Annotated in this window: 1 protein-coding gene; it reads right to left on the bottom strand. The window is 39.7% G+C overall.

From position 1 onward, the window contains the following. Nucleotides 1-56: 56 nt before the first annotated feature. Entirely contained in the window at nt 57-21,359 is a 21,303-nt protein-coding gene (locus ABWU86_RS05835; RefSeq protein WP_353321963.1) for a DUF5776 domain-containing protein, read from the bottom strand. Nucleotides 21,360-21,618: the final 259 nt, after the last annotated feature.

Genomic DNA, 21,618 nt, shown 5'->3' with positions numbered 1-21,618 from the left:
AAAAAAAAATCACATGAGGCGATTTTAATCTACTTCATGTGATTCTTTTTTATTTTCTAGTTATCTTTCTTAACGAAAGCCTTACTTCCAGTTACATATTCACCGTTACCGATGTAGAAACGAGTGGTTCCATAGTAGTTAACTATCTTTTGTACTCTAATTCTATCACCTGCTTGTAGTTTGATAATCCAATTATCATCAGTAAACTTAACGTCCGTATGAACTTGTACTCCAGCTTTGTTGATAACCTTAAATACCTTGTAGTTCTTAGTGTAGTAATTGCTTGAATTACTGTTTGAAGCTACTTGGTTGTTCTTATTAGGTTTAGTTACCTTACTTGAATTATTGTTCTTACTATTTGCCTTAGTATGTTTCTTAGTTACCTTAGCAGTAGTAGTTGGTTTATGAACGGGAGTCTTCTTGACTGTTGTCTTAGTTGACTTCTTCTTACCAGTTGTTTGCTTAGCAAGTGAGTTTTCGTCAGACAACAAGCCTTTATTACTTGTGATGTATTCTCCATTTCCAATGTAGAATCTTGTAATTCCTTGGTATTGAACGACTTTCTTAACCTTAATTACGTCACCACGTTGTAATGTGATTACCCAGTTATTATCAGTAAACTTCGTATCAGTATGAACTCTAACTCCAGTAGCGCTAGTTACTCGATAAGTAGTTTGATTAGTTCTGTAATAGCCAGAATTCTTCTTAACATTCTTAATCGATGTTGTCTTAGTTGATTTCACTTTCTTAGTTCGTGAAACCTTACTATTTTTCTTAACGCTATAGTATTCAGTAACATATCCTTCAATGTAGGCCTTAGAACGACTAAATAGTTTCTTAGGAAGAGCCTTTCCAATTGAACGGTCCTTCTTGGCTTGTGCGCGACCTTCAAGTTTTTGTGATAACTTATCGTCAATCACAAAGTCTTTATTACCAGTTACGTATTCACCATTACCAATGTATAGTCGAGTTGTACCACGGTATTGAACGATCTTTTCAACCCTAATTCGGTCGCCCTTTTGAAGTTTAATAACCCAGTTCTTATTAGTAAACTTGTCACTAGTATGAACTAAGACACCGTTCTTATGACGAACACGGAAGAACTTGTAGTTAACCTTGTAATAATTATCGCCAATTGGCACTTGCTTGTTAAGGTCATTATTTCTTGATGCTTCGTTAAGAACCGCATTAATCTTAGCTTGAACCGCTTTAGCGTATGCTTCTTGGTAAGCCAATGATTTACCTGTAAAGTCAGGATTCTTGGTGTTTCCACCATCTTTATATCCATCGATAGAACCATTGTAAGCATCGTCTTGAGCCGTTCCACCAGATTTTTCTTTACCAACAAACGTGGTCTTTGAAGCATCATTGTATCCAACTTGCGTATCCTGAGCATATTGGAAACCAGCTTGATAATATGGATCGTCTGATTTTGGTTTAGCATTACTATCTTTACCATCATCATGACCTGTCTTAGCTTGATCATATCCATATTTAATGCTTGTCACATCAGCACTTCCGACAGAGTATGTCTTAACTGCATCTTCTTCGGTTTGACCATTTGTATATGCTTTAACCCCATTATTTGCAGCATCCTTAAGGAATTGCAATGCAAATTCGTAGGCAGCTTGGTAAACTGGATCATCGCTGTAGTTTTGATGAGCATTGGGTTGCTTATCATTAAAGTCTTGAATTGCTAATGCAGCACCACGATATGCAGTATCGACATTATTATCTTCGCTATGTGCTGATAGCTCTGTCGCATTTTGCTTCATTTGATTAATTCCACTTTGTGCGTCATTGTATCCCTTAGCAAAGATGTCCTTGATAGCTTCATCATCGTTATATTGAGCCAATGAAACATCCAATGCGTTCCCTTTCAAGTAAGCCACTCCGGCTGCCTTAATAACATCAATAGAATGTTTCATAGTCTTAGCATAAACAGCTTTGTATACAGCTGATTGGTCAGCATCTGCGGGTACATCTTGTTTTCCATTCTTAGCATTGATAAGTGCTTGTGCAGCACCACGATATGCTTCATCTGAATTACTTGCAGTTGAATGATCATTAGCATTATTGGCATTTTGCATTGCTAGGTTATATGCATCTTGGGCATTGTTGTATCCTCTTGTGTAAGCTGCCTTATCAGCTTGGTTATTACCCAAGTTGTTAAGCGCAGTGTTAAGGTCAACACCATTACCAAAGCCAATTGCCCCGTTTGTTGCTTGTGGTTGTGCATCATTCAATGCACGTTGATATGCATCTTGGTAAACCTTATCGTTAATTGCATTGGCAGTATTACCGACAGTATTGTTCTTAACGTCGTTAATCGCATTAACAGCCGCCTTAAATACATAATCACTGTTAGTATTCGTAGCATATGGACTGGTATTACTTGGGTTTTGTTGTGCTTGAGCATATGCAGTTTGCGCATCTTCGTAACCCTTTGCAAAGGCATCCTTATCCGCTTGGTTGCTACCTAGAGTTGCTAATGCAGTTGATAGCTTAGTTCCGTTTAGGAATGCTGAACTACCATTCTTAGCGACACCTTGAGCGTATGATAAAGCCTTATCATATGCGCTTTGAGCAACTGGATCGGTACTTGCTGGACGGTTAGCTCCCTCTTGTCCTTCTTTTTGGTCATTGAAGGCAAGTGAGGCACCATGGAATGTCTTATCCGCATTACTATCAGTTTGATGACCGGTAGTATCTGGGTTAGCTTCTGCTTGAGCATATGCAGTTTGTGCATCAATGTATCCACGAGTAGCAGCAGCTTGTAATGCCTTGTTGTTACCTTGAGCATTAACAACATCTTGTTGTGAAGTGCCGTTATTAAAGCTGGCAGCTGCTTGCTTCCCAATTGCCAATGCTTGTTGTTTAGCACGTTCAAACGATGCTAAGTAGGCTGCATTAGTTTGAGAAACATCTGGAACCGCGTTATCACCACGGGAAACCGCGTTAAATGCATCAGCAGCACCACGATATACTTCATCTTTATCACCATTAGTAGCATGAGTTGAACCCATATTGGCATCCGCTTGCGCATCGCTGTATCCTGCATTTGCATCTTGATATCCCTTAGTAAAGACATCTTTTAGTGCTTGGTTGTTACCAAATTGGTCTAATGAGCTGTTAAGATCTGCTTGGTTACCAAATGCAGTTGCACCAGCATTAGATTGAACTTGTGCTTGTGCCAATGCTTTCGCGTACGCTGCTTGGTAAGTGGCAGAAGTTTCTGCATTTGCATTTTGACCTGCTTGGCCATTCTTCACATCAAGCAAGGCGGCTGCGGCACCACGGTATGCTTCATCACTATCAGAAGTACTACTATGGTCAGCACCATCACTTGCGTTTTGTAATGCTTGGTTATATGCAGCTTGCGCGTTCGCATATCCCTTAGCATAAACATCTTTTTGCGCTTGGTTGTTACCAAATGTGGCAAGTTGTTTTTGTAAATCAACACCTTGACCAAATCCAGTTGCACCACTTGTAGCAATTGGTTTAGCTTCACTCAATGCACGGTTATAAGCTGCCACATATGCAGGATCATTGTAATCATTCTTTTCGGCACCTGGAATACCGTTCTTAACATCATTATATGCATTAACGGTAGCCTTAAATACTAAATCGCTATTAGTTTGATCGGCATATGGACTGTTTTCGCTTGGGTTTTGTGTTGCTTGAGCATAAGCTGCTTGAGCATCATTGTATCCTTTAGTGAAGACATTCTTATCAGCTTGGTTATTACCAAATTGTTCCACTTGTTTACCAAGATCTTGGCTGTTACCAAAACTGGTAGCCCCTTGGTTAGCAACTTGTTTAGCAGCATTTAAAGCTACTTGGTAGGCACCTTGGTAGACTGGACTGGTTTCAGCAGTCGCATTTTGACCTGCTTGACCATTCTTCATATCATTGAAGGCTGCTGCAGCCCCTCTGAAACTTTCATCCACATTAGTATTAGTAGTGTGAGTAGTGTCATCAGGGTTTTGACGAGCAGCATTATATCCAGTTGATGCACTAGCTTGACCAGCTTGATATGCATTCTTTTCAGCTTGAGTCCAATTGCTTGAGTCAGGTTGATTATTAGAGAATTGATTTTGTGCCCCTAATAATGCCTTAGCTGCAGCTTGATCATATTCAGCACTGTATTGGTCTTGGTATGCTTGTGATTTTTGAGATGTATTATCAAAAGTCTTCTTAGCATTACCAGAAACGGCATCACTGTATCCATCCTTAGCACCATCGTGACCAGACTTAATATCTGTGTTTGATGATGTGTAGTTAGCGTTAGGGTCTTTTTGACTATTAAACGCTGTCGCACCAGTAGTTCCATCAGTGTATGCTTGGTATCCAGCTAGATATGCTGAACTACCATTAGGATATTTAGTATTACCATTAATTGCATCACTATGTCCTGAAACAGCATCAGTGTAACCCTTTTGTTCTGCCAAACCAGTGGCTGAATTATCTTGGGTTTGGGCATTTCCAGCATTAAATGATGTCGCACCTTGGAGTGCAGCAGCTTTTCCATCATTGTTAGCTTGGTTGTATGCATCCGCATAAGCTTTCGCTTGAGTTGAATCAGTTGATGTTGAGTTATTAGTACCATAACTTCCATCGTGGAACCCATTTACAGTGGCATGGTAAGCTGCCACTTGTGCAGCTGATCCATTATATACGGATCTAGATGGGTTCGCTTTGGCATCATCATAACCTGTCTTAACATCTTCTGCGGTTTTAATTCCAGCCAAGTATGATGCATCACTATTATTCTTATTAACATTACCATCATTTTGATCTTTGTATCCAGCAGCAGCTTGATTGAACGCGTTCTTATGAGCGACATTCAATGCATCATTAGCATTAGTTGCTGTATCTGGTTGGTTAGCATTAAATTCTGCTAAACCTGAAGCTGCTGCAGCCGCAGCTTCATTCTTGGCACTCTTGTATGCATTGATATATGCAGTTGATTTACCATCCAATGAAGTATCATTACCAGTTTTACCTGCAATGAATCCAGCCTTAGCACCTTCGAATGAATTGTATGCGTCACTATCCGTAATATTATTATTAGCAAGTGTAGTGTCACCCTTAATTGCATTGTAGGCGTTTTGGGCATTTTGTTTACCAGCATTGTAAGCATCTAATTGAGTTGATGATAATTTAGAAGTATCAGTAGTTGGGTTAGTTGCATAAGCATCATTAGCACCACTATTAGCTAGTTGTTTAGCAGCATCGTATGCATTGTTATATGCATCTTGATATTGAACTGATTCATTAGCTAAATTAGTGTCCTTTGGTGAATCGTTCTTACCGGCTGCAAAAGCAGCTTGGGCTGCTTGATATCCGGCCTTTTCAGAAGCAGATTCTTTACCAGTTAATTGACCGCCATTGGCGAACAATTGACGACCAGCAACCATATCATTATATGCATTCACCCCAACCATAAATTGTGGGTTGTTACGTTCTGCATCAGTGTAATTACCACCATTAGCAGCTGCTTGATATCCTTTAGCTGCATCTTGGTATGCTTTAGCGGCAACACCAGTTGGTGAATTAGTGGCTACTGGACTAACGTTACCATCAGCAAACGCTTGTGCACCTTGGGTTAGCGCTGTATTTGCATCTGATTGAGTTTTATTGTAAGCCTTTTGGTAAGCCAATGATTTATCAGCTAAATTAGTAACATTACCAGTCTTAGCATCATCAAAAGCTTGTAATGCTGCTTGGTTAGCTTCATCTCTTGGCGCATCCCCAGTACTACTATTTACCACACCATTGTATGCGTCGGTGTATCCGTTCAGTGCTGATAAACCATACTTATTACCATTTTGAACTCCACTATTCGCATTATCATCGACCTTGTTACCAGCGAAACCTTCACTAAATCCTTTTTGAGCATCAGCGTAACCATCTTGACCTAACTTATCAGTTGGTTCTGATTGGTTAGATACAAACGCATTAGCACCATTAGTGTATTGCACTTGCATTGCTTCAATCGCTTCTTTATATGCCGCACTCTTAATCGGATTATTTTGAATGTAAGGATCTTCTGAATGACTACTATGTCCTGGATTGGTAATCAAATCATTTTTCGCTTGTTGTGCTGCTTGAGTAGCACTTAGATAAACTGGATCTTGGTTGTTACTATCAGTGTTACTATTCACAACTCCACTTACCGCTGATTGAACAGCATTAGCAGAAGTAATTCCGGCTTGTTGCGCTGCATTCGGGTTACTAATTGGTTGATTATTAATGACGGAATCAAAACCAGCCTTAGTATCGTTGTAACCTTGTGCCAAACGATCTTTAGATGCTTGAGATGTAACATTAGTAGTATCAGCAGCATGTAATCCTTGGTTGAATTGTTGTTGTCCAGATTCATAGTTACCTTGTAAATCTGAAACAGCTTTGTTATATGCATACACGTATGCAGGATCTTTGTATTGAGCTACTTGTGGATGATCTGGGTTAGCAGCAACTGCAGTACTAGCATCTGTATACGCTTTTTGCGCCTTAGCATAAGCATCATTATCAACGTGAGCTGTGGCAGTGTTGTTTTCAGCATCACTTAGACCTGCTTGACTTGAATGATATGCATTATATCCAGCAATGTATGCATTGGTTGAGCCACTTGGAATTGAGGCTGCTGGATTATCTTTTGCTAATTGGTAACCGTTACTTGCATCAGTGTATCCCTTAGCTTGAGCAATTGAATGTGAATCATTTCCAGTCGCTTTGTCTAGTCCCTTGTTAAAGTCACTTGCACCCGTAGCTGCATCTTGTTGAGCTTGGGCCTTAGCAGCTGCATATGCATCATTGTATACAGTTGATTGACTTGCATTACCAGCAGCAGGGGTTTGGTTATCTGAATTACCATTAGCACCATCTTTGTAACCATTCAATGTAGCTTGATATGCGGCTTCTTGAGCAGCAGTACTCTTGTATTCATTGCCGTTGTTACCTGGGTTATTTGTCGCATCATTAATACCATTTGCTAATTGCTTAGCTAGGTTAACCCCAGCTTGGTAGTTAACGTTTTGATTATTATTGTTAGCACTACCATTCTTTTGCGCTTGGTATCCTCCCGCGGCAGCTTCATATGCACTCTTATGAGCTTGGTTTAATGAATCATTTGAGCTAGTAGAAGAATCAATTTTTCCTGCTTCGTATTCCTTCACTCCATCATTGGCTGAAGCAGCAGCTTCATCCTTAGCTTTATTGAAAGCATTTAGGTAAGTATTGGACTTACCACTTAAGTCAGGAGTAATTCCGGTTGTTCCAGCCACGAAACCAGCTTTAGCACCGTCAAACGCTTGAGCTGCATCAGTTCCTGCAGCATTTGGATTGTCTTTAGTGTTGTCTGACTTGGTGTCGTTGTATGCAGCAGTAGCATTTTGTTTACCAGCTGCATAAGCAGCTTTTTGAGCTTGAGTCCAATCTTTTTGACTGATTGGCGTAGTGTTGTTGAATGCTTCTGAAGCACCAACCGTTGCCTTTGCTTTAGCATCAGCATAAGCATTATTAAAGACATCTTGATATGCTTCTGGTTGGTTCGCCAAGTCGCTTGGCTTAGCACCATCATTTTGACCGATTGAGTATGCAGAAAAAGCTGCTTGATAACCAGCTTTTTCTGCTGCGCTTGCATCATCAGCAGGGGTTTGACCATTTACAAATTCATCATGACCCTTAACTGAATTTGTGTATGCATCAACTCCGGCCATAAATGATGGGTTCTTCTTATCGTCTTCGGTAATCTTACCGTCTCTAGCAGCTTCATAACCTGACTTAGCGTAATCGTAAGCAGCTTGTTGAACTTGGCTTAATGCATCATCACCAGTAGGTCTAGCTTGACCATTAGCAAATGCAGTAGCCCCAGCTGTAGTGGCTTGTGCGGCTTCTTGTTGCGCTTTTTGGTATGCCAATTGATATGAAACAACTGGTTTTTGTGAAATATCAGTTTGTTTCAAGTTCTTAGCGTCATCAAATGCTTGAAGTGCTGCTTCATTGGCTTGTTGTTGCATAGCATTTCCAGAAGTATCCTTCTTGTTAGATAATGCATCTTGATAACCCGCCAATGCACTTTGACCAGCTGTTTGTCCATCTTTAGTTGCACTATGTTCATTAGGCATTGTAGTGCCATTAAAGCCAGCTGCAAATCCAGCTTGAGCATCAGTGTATCCTTGCTTACCTAAATCAGTGCTTGGCTCTGCTTGGTTGTTCAAGTATGAACTAGAACCAGTCGCGTATTGTTGATGCATTTCATTAACAGCAACTTGATATGCAGCAGCCTTAATTGAGTTATTTTGAATAGTTGCGTCATCTGATGTAGTTGAATGATCTGGGTTGTTTTGTAAGTCTTGTTTAGCTTGACCGGCTGCACTGTTAGCAGTTTGAACAATTGGATCACTACTTGATGAGATGTTATTTGTCGCAACCCCATGAACTGAATCAATAACTTTTTGTGCCATTTCAGCACCTTGTTGGGTAGTTGCGTTGGCGTTATTAGTAGTAGTGCCATTAATCTTGTCATTAAAGCCACGTTGAACATCAGCATAACCTTGTTCAATTTGAGTCTTAGCTTGACTTGATTTAACACCTGAAGTATCAGCTGCATTGTTACCATTTACAAATTGGTTAGTACCAGTTTGATAGTTTTGTTTCAAGTCGTTAACTGCCTTGTTGTAAGCAGTTTGGTATACCTGTGAACTATCACTAGCACCGGCTGGCAAATCTGGGTTGGCACTGATTGCTTTAGAAGCATCATCATAAGCCTTTTGCGCCTTATTATAGGAAACTTTATCAACTACATTTTCAGTAGTTGTGCCATTTTCAATGTCGTTAATTCCGGCTTGACCAGACTTGTTAGCATTGAAACCAGTCTTGTATGCAGCAGTTGCATTACCAGGAATATTTGCATCCTTATTATTGGCCTCAGTATAACCATTAGATGCATCAGTGTAACCTTTTTGTTCTGCAAGGCTTTCAGCTGAACTACCAGTTGGTTTTGCACTACCAGCAATGTATGAACTAGCTCCAGTATTTGCAGCAGTTTCACCCTTTTGCTTAGCATCTTGGTATGCATCGTTATATGCCTTCGCTTGACTTGGATCATTATTAGTAGTTGCGTTAGCGTTATTACCATCACTACCATCTAAATAACCATTAACAGTAGCTTTGTATGCAGCATCTTGAGCAGCTGAACCAGAATTGTATGAATCCTTCTTACTTGGATCAGATAATGCATCGGCAGAACCCTTGGCAACATCTTGGGCTGTCTTCACACCAGCTTGATATGCGGTATCAGTATTACCCTTATCAACATTATTACTATTTTGGTCGCTGTAACCTTTTGCTGCTTGGTTGTATCCATTAACGTGAGCAACGCTTAGCGCATCCTTAGCTTTTGAATCAGCAGAATCGGTATTACCGGCATTAAATTCTTTAGAACCATCGTTAGCCGCTTGTTCAGCTTGTTTCTTAGCAGCGTTGTATGCGTTAATGAATGTTTGAGTCTTGTTAGTTAGGTCAGTGGTTGCACCAGACTTACCGTCAGCAAAACCAGCCTTAGCACCATCGAATGCTTCACCGGAATTAGTACCAACACCATATGGGTTGGCAACTGTAACATCTTGTTTGGTCTTATCGAAACCAGTTTCAGCGTTTGCCTTACCTGTGTTGTAAGCATCCTTTTGTGCTTGAGTCCAAGCACTTTGATCTACCTTAGAAGATGAGTTACCAAATGCTTCGCTAGCACCTGCTTGTGCCTTTTGCTTAGCATCTGTATATGAATCTGAATATTCATCTTGGTAAATACCAGGTTGTTGATTCAAATCACTTCTTTGTGGTTGATCACTTGCACCAGCTGTATAAGCGTCTTTAGTAGCGTTATAAGCTAGCTTTTCAGCTGTGGTTGCATCACCTGGTAATGCTTTTCCTTCATTAAATAAAGTACGACCACTTTGAGCATCTTGATATGCCTTTACCCCAGCCATGAAAGATGGGTTATCTTTTTGTGATTGAGTCAAAGTTGCGCCAGTCTTGGCTACATCGTATCCAGTACGTGCATCATCGTAAGCCTTAGCTTGTGCATCTGTAATTGCATCAGTAACAGTTGGGCGAACTTCGCCACTTGCGAATGCAGTAGCACCATCTGTAATTGCTTTTTGAGCAATTTCTTTGGCCTTGTTGTAGGCAGCTTGGAATGCTACTGGTTCCTTAGCAAGGTCGCTAGAACTCATTGAAGACCCATTCTTAGCATCAGCAAATGCTTGTTTTGCACCGTTGTTACCGTCTTTTTCGACTTGTGGTGCATTCGCATTTTCATCCTTTAGAGATAATGCATTGTTGTAACCAGCAAGTGCTTGTTCACCAGCGGATAGTCCGCTTTGGGCTGCACTATGTTGGTTAGCAATTGATGTTTGACCACTGAAACCAGCAGTAAATCCATCGTTCGCTTCTTGGTAACCCTTCTTACCTAGGTCATCACTAGGTTTTGCAGAATTACTCAAGTAAGCGTTGGTTCCTGCATCGTAATTAGCTTTGTATTGTTCTTGTGCTTGCTTGTATGCAGCAGCCTTAACTGGATTGTTTGCAATGGTTGGATCAGTTGATACATCTGCATGATCTGGGTTACTTAATAGATCATCGTGTGCAGATTGAGTTGCGGTATTAGCAGCTTGTGCAATTGGATCACTGCTGTTCTTGTATGAACCATCCACTGATGCCTTCACTGTATCAGTTACTGTCTTAGCAGCATCCATCCCTGCTTGTTCAGCAGCATTTGGATTAGTGATAGTTTGTCCATTAATCGCAGCATTGAAACCATTTTGTGCGTCTGAGTAACCTTGGCTAATTCTACCCTTACCTTGGTCAGACGATGCACCAGAAGTATTGGCACTGAATTGTGCATCTAAGAATTGTTGCTTACCTGCATCGTAGTTGTTCTTCAAGTCAGCTTGAGCCTTATTGTAGATTTCTTGATATGCAGGTGAAGTATTGGTGGTTGGTGCTGGGTTGTCAGGGTTAGCAGCAATTGAATCACTAGCATCCTTGTAAGCTTTTTGAGCTTGTTGATATGCTGAATCATCAGCATGACTAGTTGGGGTTGTCGCACCCTTTTCAATATCTGATAAACCTGTACGAGCAGATTCAGCAGCATTGTATCCAGCCATGAATGATGGATTGTTCTTTTCCGATTCAGTTGGTGCTTGGTTCTTAACAGCGGCATCATGACCACTTTGAGCATCCTTGTAACCTTGACTTTGAGCTTGACCAGCCAAACTCTTATCGGAAGTATCCGCTTGACCTGCATTAAATGCATTAGCACCATCATCAGCCTTTTGCACACCTAGTGCATGAGCTTGGGTGTATGCATCAGTGTACGCCTTAGCTTGTGCTGAATCACCTTCAGGCACAGTTTGACCATTAGTGTTGTTATTAGCACCAGCTGTAATACCTGCTAAAGCAGCATCGTAAGCGGCTTTTTGAGATGCATTATCTGGAGTGAATGACTTGTCATCACTACCAGTTGCTTTTTGAGCTGCTGAAAAACCAGTGTTTTCATCACTGCGTAGTTGTTGACCTGCCATGTATGCTGGGTCGTTGGTATTGATACCAGGACCTGTTTTGCCGTTGTATCCTGCTTCGGCTTGGGTGTAACCATGATTTTGAGCTACCCCATCAGCCGTTTTATCATCTGGATGAATTACGTTAGTGTTATTGGCAGTGAAGGCATTAATACCATCGTTTAACTTAGCTTGGGCTTCTTGTTGCGCCTTATCGTATGCTGCTTGGTAAACCGGATTGCTGTCGTTATTTCTGCTTTGACCTGATTGACCGTTAAGAATGTCATTGACAGCAGATTGGGCACCATTAAATGTTTCAGATTTATCTGAACCTGAAGCATATGGATTTTTAGCAGTTGAGTCACTTTGAGCAGTATTGTATGCAGTATTGGCATTTTCTTTACCTGCATTGAAGGCATCAACTTGCTTTTGAGTCCAAGTGCTTTGATCAACAGTTTTACCATTTAATGCACTAGCTGCACCTTGCGAAGCTTTATCTTGAGCATCAGCATAAGCTGCGTTGTAAGCATCTTTATATGCTTGAGTCTTACCATCAAGATTTTCTTTTTGACCATCGTCTTTACCAGTAACATAAGCTGAATTAGTAGCATCATAACCATCTTTTTGTGATTGAGTCCAAGAGTTATAAGTTGATTGTGAAACTGGTGTGTTACTTCCGGCACTTGCTAATCCATTTTGTCCTTGAGTAGCATTGGTAAATCCTTGCATGAATGATGGATCATTCTTTTGCGCAGGGGTTAAGCTGCTTTCGCTTTGATTATTCTTAATGACAGCATCGTGTCCATTTTGCGCACTCAAATAACCAGCGCTTTGGACCTTTGATAAAGTATCTGTAGCATTGGTATTAGGTTGTCCGTTAACGTATGCAGTTGCACCATTAGCATAACTTTGAATTGCTTCAGCAGCAGCTTTATTATATGCGTATTGGTAAGCGTTGCTAACGTTATTGTATGTTGAAAGAATGTTTCCCTTACCTTGAGAAATATCTGCGTATGCTTGAGTAGCTCCGTTATTACCATCAACTTTATTTCCATCAACATTATTATATGTTGAAGATGAAATACCTGCTTTGGCATCTTGATAACCTGCTAATGCATTTTGTCCCGCAGTTTGACCAACTTTAGTTTGACTATGTTGATTTTTAAGATTACTACCGTTAAATCCAGCAATAAAACCATTCTTAGCATCTTGATAACCCATATCATATTCCTGGGTTGGATTAGATGGTTCCGCTTGACTGCTTAGGTATTGTTGCGCACCTGAACTATAATTAGCTTGCATAGCATCAACTGCATAAGTATATGCAATTGGGTATACCGGGTTATTGTTATTAGCATTATTTGTAGATGCTTGATCAGATACATCTGGATTATTATCTACAGCGTTCTTAGCATCCGTTGCAGCTGTTCCAGCTGTTGTATAAATAAGATCCGTGGATTCTGTATTGTAATTACCAGTATTGGCAACATCTTTAACCGCTTGTAAAATTTGTTGACCTTCAGATTGACCGTATTTAGCACCGCTAGATTTTAGTGTTAATGTTTGAGATAAATATCCAAATCTATATCCTTTTTGTGCTTCGCTTAATCCTTGTGCAATCATAAGAGTTGAATATTGATTGGTTCCTACAGGAGAAGCAACTCCATTAACAATATTATTAGCTAATGCTAGGTATCCGTTTCGGTAATCATTCTTTAATTCACCTACAGCAACATTATATGCATCTTGATATGCTGGAGATTTGCCAGCCATATTTGGCAATGTTGTTGCATCTGGGTTCTGACTTAGTTGGGTATACGCATCCCTATAGGCATTAATTGCATCATTATATGAAATTCTATCTGTTGCAGAGCTTTGATTAGAAATACTTCCGTACAAAGCATCGGTATTACCAAGTAATTCAGATTGATATGCATTGTATCCTGTCATATAAGCAGAATCAGTAGACTTAGCACTTCCAACATTCTTGGAATCACTAAAACCAGTTTGAGCACGACCATATCCATAGTTAAACGCTTGTGAATCAGCATCCATACCGGTAGCTTGGTTTTGCCCTCTAACATATGCCAAAGCACCATTAGCACCGTCTTGAATAGCAATATCTCTAGATTGATTATATGCATCAACATAGGCTTTTGATTGGTTAGCATCACGACTTAGCGGTGTTGCGGATGCATTAGGAGTGTTCTTTAATACATCGTTAAAGGCTCCGGCAGTACCATCGTAAGCTGCTACTCTAACAGCTGATCCTGTGTAGTTAGCCCCTTGAGTTGGGTTAGCTTTGGCATCGGCAATTCCTGCTTGAATGTCATTATACATAGTATTACCAGCAATGTATGACGCACTCTTGTTAGTAGTATCAAATGTATTTGTGGTTGATGCATTGTAACCCTTTTGTGCTTGGTTAAAACCATTACTCATCGCTTTAGTATCAACAGTAGCATTTGATGAAGTTGTGTCATAATTGTTACTTCCGCTAGCTTGGAACGTTTGAACCCCTGTATTTTCAGAAGCACGGGCTTTGGCCTCAGCAGAAGACCTTGCTGATTGGTAAGCATTTGATTGGGTATTAATTCCACTTACCCCGTATGAAGGTAATTGAGAATTTAGAATATTTGGATTAGCAACAAATGCATACGCATCCTTTACCCCATAGTAAGCATTCTTAGAATCACCAGATAGTCCACTATCAGTACTGTTTAATGGTTGAGCTTGTTGAACCCCATTTGATGCTTGAATCCCTTGTGTATTACCAGTGTAATATGGTTGGGGCTTGTTTTGCGCAGTGACACCACTAGTACCATCTTGGTAACCATTTTCAGCAATTGTTACCCCAGACGCGTAGTTGCTATCTTTTTGTTGTTCAGCTTGGCTCACAGTACCGTTAGTGTAGTCATTGGCACCGGCTTGAAGACGACCAGCTGTATTACCTTGCTTGTAAGCATTTTGGTAAATAGGGTTGTTTGCTTGAGCAGTACTGTTGTTGGTAGATGTTCCTTCGGTAGATGCAGAACCATCCTTGTATCCATCAACAGATCCTTGGTAACCATCTTGGTATGCGAATGGGTTAACAGTACTTGGAACGTTGGTTGGAATGTCGTTAGTTGAAGAATTACTCTTAACAGCTGCCAAACCATCATTAGCACCTAAAGCTTGTGAGTATACTAATCCATAAACAGTGGTTGTATTACTGTTATTACGTTGTTTCTTTTGTGCGTCAAGCAACGCATTCATAGTGTCTGCGTAACCCGGTTCAGTGTTGGCGTTAGGATTGTTACTACCATTATTAAAGTTATTAATGGCATCAGTATATCCCTTCGCGGTAGCTTTACCATTTGCAAAACCTGCTGCAGCATTAGTATTAGCTGGAGCAGATGAGTTTGGATTACTCAAACCTTGCTTAAATCCAGTGGTTAATGATTGATATGCTTGGGTATAACTAGCTTGAATGGCTGCTGTAGTTTCTTGACCTGGATTTGGTTGAACCCCATTATCGAAATCTCTGACAGCATCAGCAGAAGCCTTGTTAGCATCTGCGACTGCACGGTTGTATCCATCAATATAAAGGGTCCCATTAGGACTACTTGTAATTGGTTGGATTGTTCCATTAGCTGCGGCATTGTTCAATGCATCAACGACACCATGGTATGTTTGCGAAGTTGAATCAGATACTTTTGGATTACTTTTTGCTTCCGCAGCGTTGTAATCGCTCATGAAAGTACGACCAATTACTTGTCCATTTTGGTAGTTCGCATTTGTGCTTGGAGTTGAACCAGTAGTCATACCAAGAACTGAATGATAACCATCTAATAATTGATTATATGCAGCAGTATAAGCAGAGTTCTTAGCCCCATCAGCGTTTAAAGTTGCATCTGTGGCTGTTTGGTTCAAGCTCAATTGGTTCTTAGCATCACTTGCTAAATTAGCTCCATCTGAATAAGCCTTGTTATATGCATCAACGAAGACTTTGTCATAAGTGGAATTAATGGAACTTGATCCTGTAATTGAACCAGTTGCTCGATCATTGTATCCAGCAATTGTACCGTTGTATGCATCCAATTGATCAGGATCACTTGGTGCATTATTCTTAACAGAATTAATAGCTGTACTAATTCCAGTATTTAGTTGTTGTTTTTGAAGTTGTCCATCAGTGTAACCTTGAGACTTAGTGTTAACAGCGCTTCCAGTTGTCCCATTGTACCCATTAGTTAAGTCATTGAAACCAGCTTGTACAATTCCAAAGTAATTTTGATTTGCTGGATTGCTTGTAGTTGGTGCCACAGTTGTCTTCTTTGCAACATTTTCACCAGCTTGATAATCAGCTTGAGCTCTAGCATTAAACCAGTTTTGTAAGTCGATGTACATGTTACCGCTAGTACTTGATTTATTAGTGTAGCTAGTGCCTTGAAGTGATGAAAGTTGTGTATTAAAGATATCAGCAGCAACGTTGTAAGCAACTGATTTAGTAGTGTCATTTGCAGCAAGCGCTGTTTGACCGTTAGCTAATGCATTATTAGAGTCACTAAATCCGCTAGTAGCATCATTTTGGCCATTACCATTATTGAATGATGTGTAACCTTGTTTATAAGCGGCTTGCAAAGCATCAGTAAATTGTTGCAATATTGCACTACTATTAACATAAGTTGGATCATTTTTGTTAGCTGATGGCATAAATGTTGGAAGGTTTTGTTGCTTACCATCACGAGCATCTAATAGACCTTGTCTAGCTGCGTTATAACCTTGATTATAGTATGTGATGTAGTATTTTTCATGCCCACTAACAGAAATAGGTAAGTTATTAGTGTAATCTTGCGCCCCTTGGGCGAATGCTTGGGCGTCACCATTCTTAGTTGCATCACTACGTTGATCTGCTACCCCACTATTAAAACCAGTTACATAAGTCTTATCAGTATTATTAGTGGTAATGTTTTGGTTTCCAGGTTGGTTAGAAGCAGTGGTGTAACCATCAGTATGACCTTGAGCGGCAGTGTTTACCCCTGTCGCATAGTTAGTATCACTGTTGGCAACAGTTTGACTAACAGTGTTGTTAACGTAGTCATTAGCCCCCGCTTGTTCTCTACCTTGAGCGTTACCATTTTGGTATGAAGTAGCATAGTTAGCTGTTGATCCAGTTGAATTATTATTAGCACTAGATCCGGTAGTAGATGATACCCCATCCTTATAACCATCAACAGCTCCCTTATATCCAGTTTGATATGAAGCTGCTAAGTTACCTTTATCATTGTAATTAGATGGGATAGAACTAGTATTACTATCAACACTTTGTGGATTACTGCTACTTTTAACAGTGTTCAACCCATCAGTTTGTCCTTGATTAAATGCTGATTGAGCATCTGTATAACCATTGTTGAATGCTTGTTGTCCAACTGTTGAATTACTGTATGGATTATTATTCGCAGTGTTTGATTGTTTGTTATTAAATGCTGACGTTCCTGATTGATAGGCTAATGGTTGGACGTATAAAATATATCCAGCTTCTTCAAGCAAGTCTAATTTTGATTCTGTTTGACCCGTTAGATTAATGTCAGTTTGTCCTTGATTAGCCTTGTAGTATCCATACTTGATACTCTTGTAGACAGTCTTGTCCCCTACATATGAATCATCTGATAAAGCGTCATGACTAGTGGTCCCTGCTTCTGATGATGCGTTAGCAGCAGCATGGATTAATGCTGCTTGAACAGCGTCAAATGCTGATTGAGCAGCGGCCAAGTTATAAATTCCAGCAGAAGGGTTGGCAACTGTTGGTTTTTGTTTAGCAAGCGCTCCATTGATTAATGATTGTCCATATTGGAAACCAGCTTGTTCAGCCTTACTTGCGTTTGGATTTGGATTAGCAGCGGTTGGGTTTGATACGTTTTTAACCGCATTGAAATAACCCGCTTCCGCATCTAAATAAGCATTCTTTTGCGTTGGATTTGATAAAACAGTTCCGTATCCACCAGATGTACTGTTAATAATCGCGTTTCTTTCATCTTGAACAAATGACAATGCCCCTTGGGCATCAGATAGACCAGTTGTTGTAGCTGTGGCTGGAATTCCAAGGTAAGTTGAGGCAAGTCCATATTGAGATTGTAGTGTTGATAATGGAAGTGATGCTTTACTTGGATCTAGTCCAACTAGATATGCTTGGTTATATTGGTTTACCCCATCTTGATAACCAGCAATATTTTGTAGTTGTGGACTAGTAATACCGAAATGGGCATCACTAACACCAGCGTCGTATGCAGCCTTTTGATAACCTTGAATATATGCAACTGGGTTAACAGAGGCACTAAAACCAGGACTCTTCTTTAAATCATCTAATGATAATGGTGCATTTTTATTGAATGCTGCATAACCACTTTGGGCATCATTATAAGCACCAGTATAGTCAGTACTAGTTCTCGTGCTAAAACTTTCAGCATTCTTAGCACTTGAATTACCGTTTGAAGCATCTATTAATCCATCGATAACCCCATTTTGTTGTACGACTGTACTACCGGCTGTGATTCCCATATCACCATTTTCGGTTACTTTTCCGTTGGCACCAGTGTTATATCCTTCAATAGTAGTAGTGTAGTTGTTGGTTCCCGCAGTAGGGCTAGTGTTAACAATATTATTAACACTAGTTAGACCGTATTTTAGACGCATTCCGATAAATTGTGGGTTAATGTTTCCAGTTGCACTCTTTTGTAGCACAAAAGTAACTGGAATAATTTCGCCAGCGTAGTTAGTTGGAACATTAATTGCCCCAGTATATAAGTTCGGATCGGCATTTGAATATAAATCTTGTGTAGATGAATTTGGATAAGTTGTTAAATTGTTAAAATTCCCCTGTGGATCAGTACTACCATATCCAACTTGGTAATAAAGTTTTTGCCCTAAAATTGAGTTGTAATTGGTCAATTTAGCGTATGAAGTAATAACAGTGTTTCCGTTATTATCAACAGAAACTCCACTAGTTCCTACAAATTGAACGGCAGGGATACTTTGAATTTCTAGTTGGGTAGTGTTAACTGTTCCACTGACCAGGTTACCTGAACCATCGACACCAGTATAGTTAACACTACCTGAAGGTAGGTTGAAGTAATAAAGTGGTGTGATACGGTTGGATGAATCTAATATTCCAACATTGTAAGCATTAATTCCTTTTTGGTTACCACCAGTTTGGAAAGTGTTGTTAGTAGTATTGTTATTGTAGAAGATAACGTGATCACTACCAACACCATTAATAGTTAAGTTCCCGTAGTATGGTGTTACGTACCCACCATTTTGGTCAGTAAGTCCAACAATCAAGTTACCACCATTTCCAACGTAGAAATTCCCATTGTTATTTTCGTTGGCAATTAATCCGTATAAAGTGGCTTGACGACCACCAGAAGTGTAATAAGTTCCGGTAGTTTGTGGTAAACCAGCTTCTAGGACCTTAACCAAACCACCATTAATGACTTTAATTGTGGATGCACCTTGCATATCAATTGCTTGGTTATAGTACCCAGCAGTACCGTTATATGCTTGGAAGTTGATGGTACCACCATCGACAGTGATGTTACCCCCACTCATGTAGATACCACCTGATAAACGGTTAGCAGTTTGTGAAGCTAACGGAATAATGTTCAAGACCGCATCTTTAGCAACGTTCAAGTTGGCTGATGAACTACGGAAGTAAATTGCCATATTAGAACTATTAATTCCATTTTCCCCTTGTCCACCAGTATCACGACTGGCAAGGGTCATCTTGGAATTTTGACCAAGTGTCATATTTCCATACAATTCGATTACATTTCCACCATATACTGGTGATGTATTACCGAAGTAATGTGAATTGTTTTCTAGAACGAAGTTTTGCACTTCCAGATTTTGTTGGTTCCCACCACCGACGGTTAGAACGTTTTGCGTAAATGGTGAGTTGTAGTATGCAGACTTAGCCAAATTATTGTAGTTAACCGGGTTTAAAACGTTAACATTTCCAGAGAAGTATACGTTTTGTGAAGTTGCACTAAGCAATTGGCCCCCGATGTAGTTAATATTGGAATAATGAATATTATCATTAGCTCCAACACGGAATGGACCATAGTAGTTAGCAGCATAAAGGGCTTGGAAGTTTTGTAGATATAAATCGGTAAAGTTACTATTTGTAAATGTGTAATCCATATCATGGAAGTCCATCATATGATTTTGTCCATCAATCGTAATGGATGAACCTGTCGCATTAATATTTGCGTATTCACCACCAGTACCAGTAAGTGCTGTTAAATCAATATCACCAACAATTTTAATCTTGATAATATTGTTAGCAACGTTTCCACCACCAGCATTCATCGCACCAGTTTGACCAGTTAAGACGTTGAAGAATTGTCCACCATTAGAGACAAAGACCACACCAGATCCCTTGGCAGTTTCTTGGCTAACAACATCGTTATAACCCATGTTGTAGTATTGGTTAGATGTATTCACTGGGTTAAAGGCAGTATTAACTTTAAAGTTATTGGAACTGTCGAATGAGTTAGCAATTGAATCTTTAGCACCCATATAAGCTTGATCGTATGCGTTATTTGAGTTTCTAATTCCAGAAAATGATTTTACATAGAAGTCTTGATTCCCTGAACTTGCTTGTCCAGGAGCAATACCAACCCATTTACCAGATTCAGCATCACTATAACCTTGCATTGCCAATGTCATGTTAACGGCAGTATCAAAAGCCTTCGCCAATCCGGTGTAGTTAGCGTATTGTTGGCGTGCTTGTTGAATCACAGCATCAGTAACTTGCGGTATGATTGTTGGCTTAATGCTACTAGATGATTGCACACTGACGTTATTAACATTTGAGAATTTTGATAATAATTGTTGTTCGTAGTTTTGAGTAGATGTATATGCAGCGTAAGGAGTATCTGCACCACCACGGTATGGTGAGTCTGGACTGTTGTAGTTTTGTGGTGTTCCATCAGTCAAAGCAACTTGTGGATTAGTAGTAGATGCACCAGTAAATCCACTTCCATTACTTGCAGAAGCACCAGAACTACCCCCATTACTATTAGATGAAGCTACGTTATTGGCTGCAGGGGTATTATTAGCTAAACTGGCTCCACTAGAACTTAAACTAGCTGTTTTGACGTTTCCAGCATCATCTTTTCGGTTAGGAGTGTTTCCATAGTAGGTATAATCTTGAGTTCCCGCACCAATACCTTGTGTTTTTTGATTATAGTCATTAATTACAGCAGTTGCGGCATTATAACCGGCGTTGTAGTAGTTAATTGCTTGACCGGTTAAAGTCGAAGCGTTATTTGATTTACCATTGTAAGCATCTTGGTAACCTTGTTGAATTTGTTGAGCGTAAGTTACAGAATCGTCATTGTTATTGTAACTAGGAGCTTGGCCATTTGAGCTCGAAGAAACTGCAACAACTGGTTTAGAAGCCGTAGTTCCACTACTTTGGGCAGCGGTACCAGACTGAGCGGTTGTACTACTTGAAGAAGCTGCGTTTTGGGTAGTGGTTCCTTGAGAACTAGTCCCAGTTGAATCTGCCTTCGTCAAAGAAACGTTAGCACCACTGCTACCGTTACTTTGATTTGTATTATTATTATTTGATTGTGTTCCATTACTAGATGATGATCCGTTAGAGTCGGCGTGTGCATCATGCCCACCAAAACTGTAAACAGTTGTTCCTAGAGCAGCTAAAGTCGCAACGGATACAACTACCCATTGTTTCTTTACCTTTTTCATTACTTTTTTATCTTTTACTTTATTAAATTGATTCTTGTTGTATTGCATAATAATGGCCCTTTCTAAATTCAATCGGTTATTAAAAAGTTAATTGTTTAGTTACTATATTAATGTTTATTATTCCTTGCACATTAAAAAAGTGCGTATTAAAGCTAATTTTATATAATATTAATGCTATCATTTTCTTAATAAAATTTGAAATGTTTTGAGCTTTTTCTAAATAAAATCACATTAGTTATTAAAAATCGCAAATCATAATCATGCTATATTCTTTCTATTTTTTATTGAAAATATAATAACATATAAA

Source organism: Apilactobacillus pseudapinorum (assembly GCF_040369555.1).
Taxonomy (GTDB): domain Bacteria; phylum Bacillota; class Bacilli; order Lactobacillales; family Lactobacillaceae; genus Apilactobacillus.
This window is presented reverse-complemented; position numbering and strand designations above follow the sequence as displayed.

What these genes read in the sequence shown, in the direction of transcription:
- ABWU86_RS05835 (WP_353321963.1), bottom strand. Translation starts at nt 21,359, where the DNA reads ATGCAATACAACAAGAATCAATTTAATAAAGTAAAAGATAAAAAAGTA.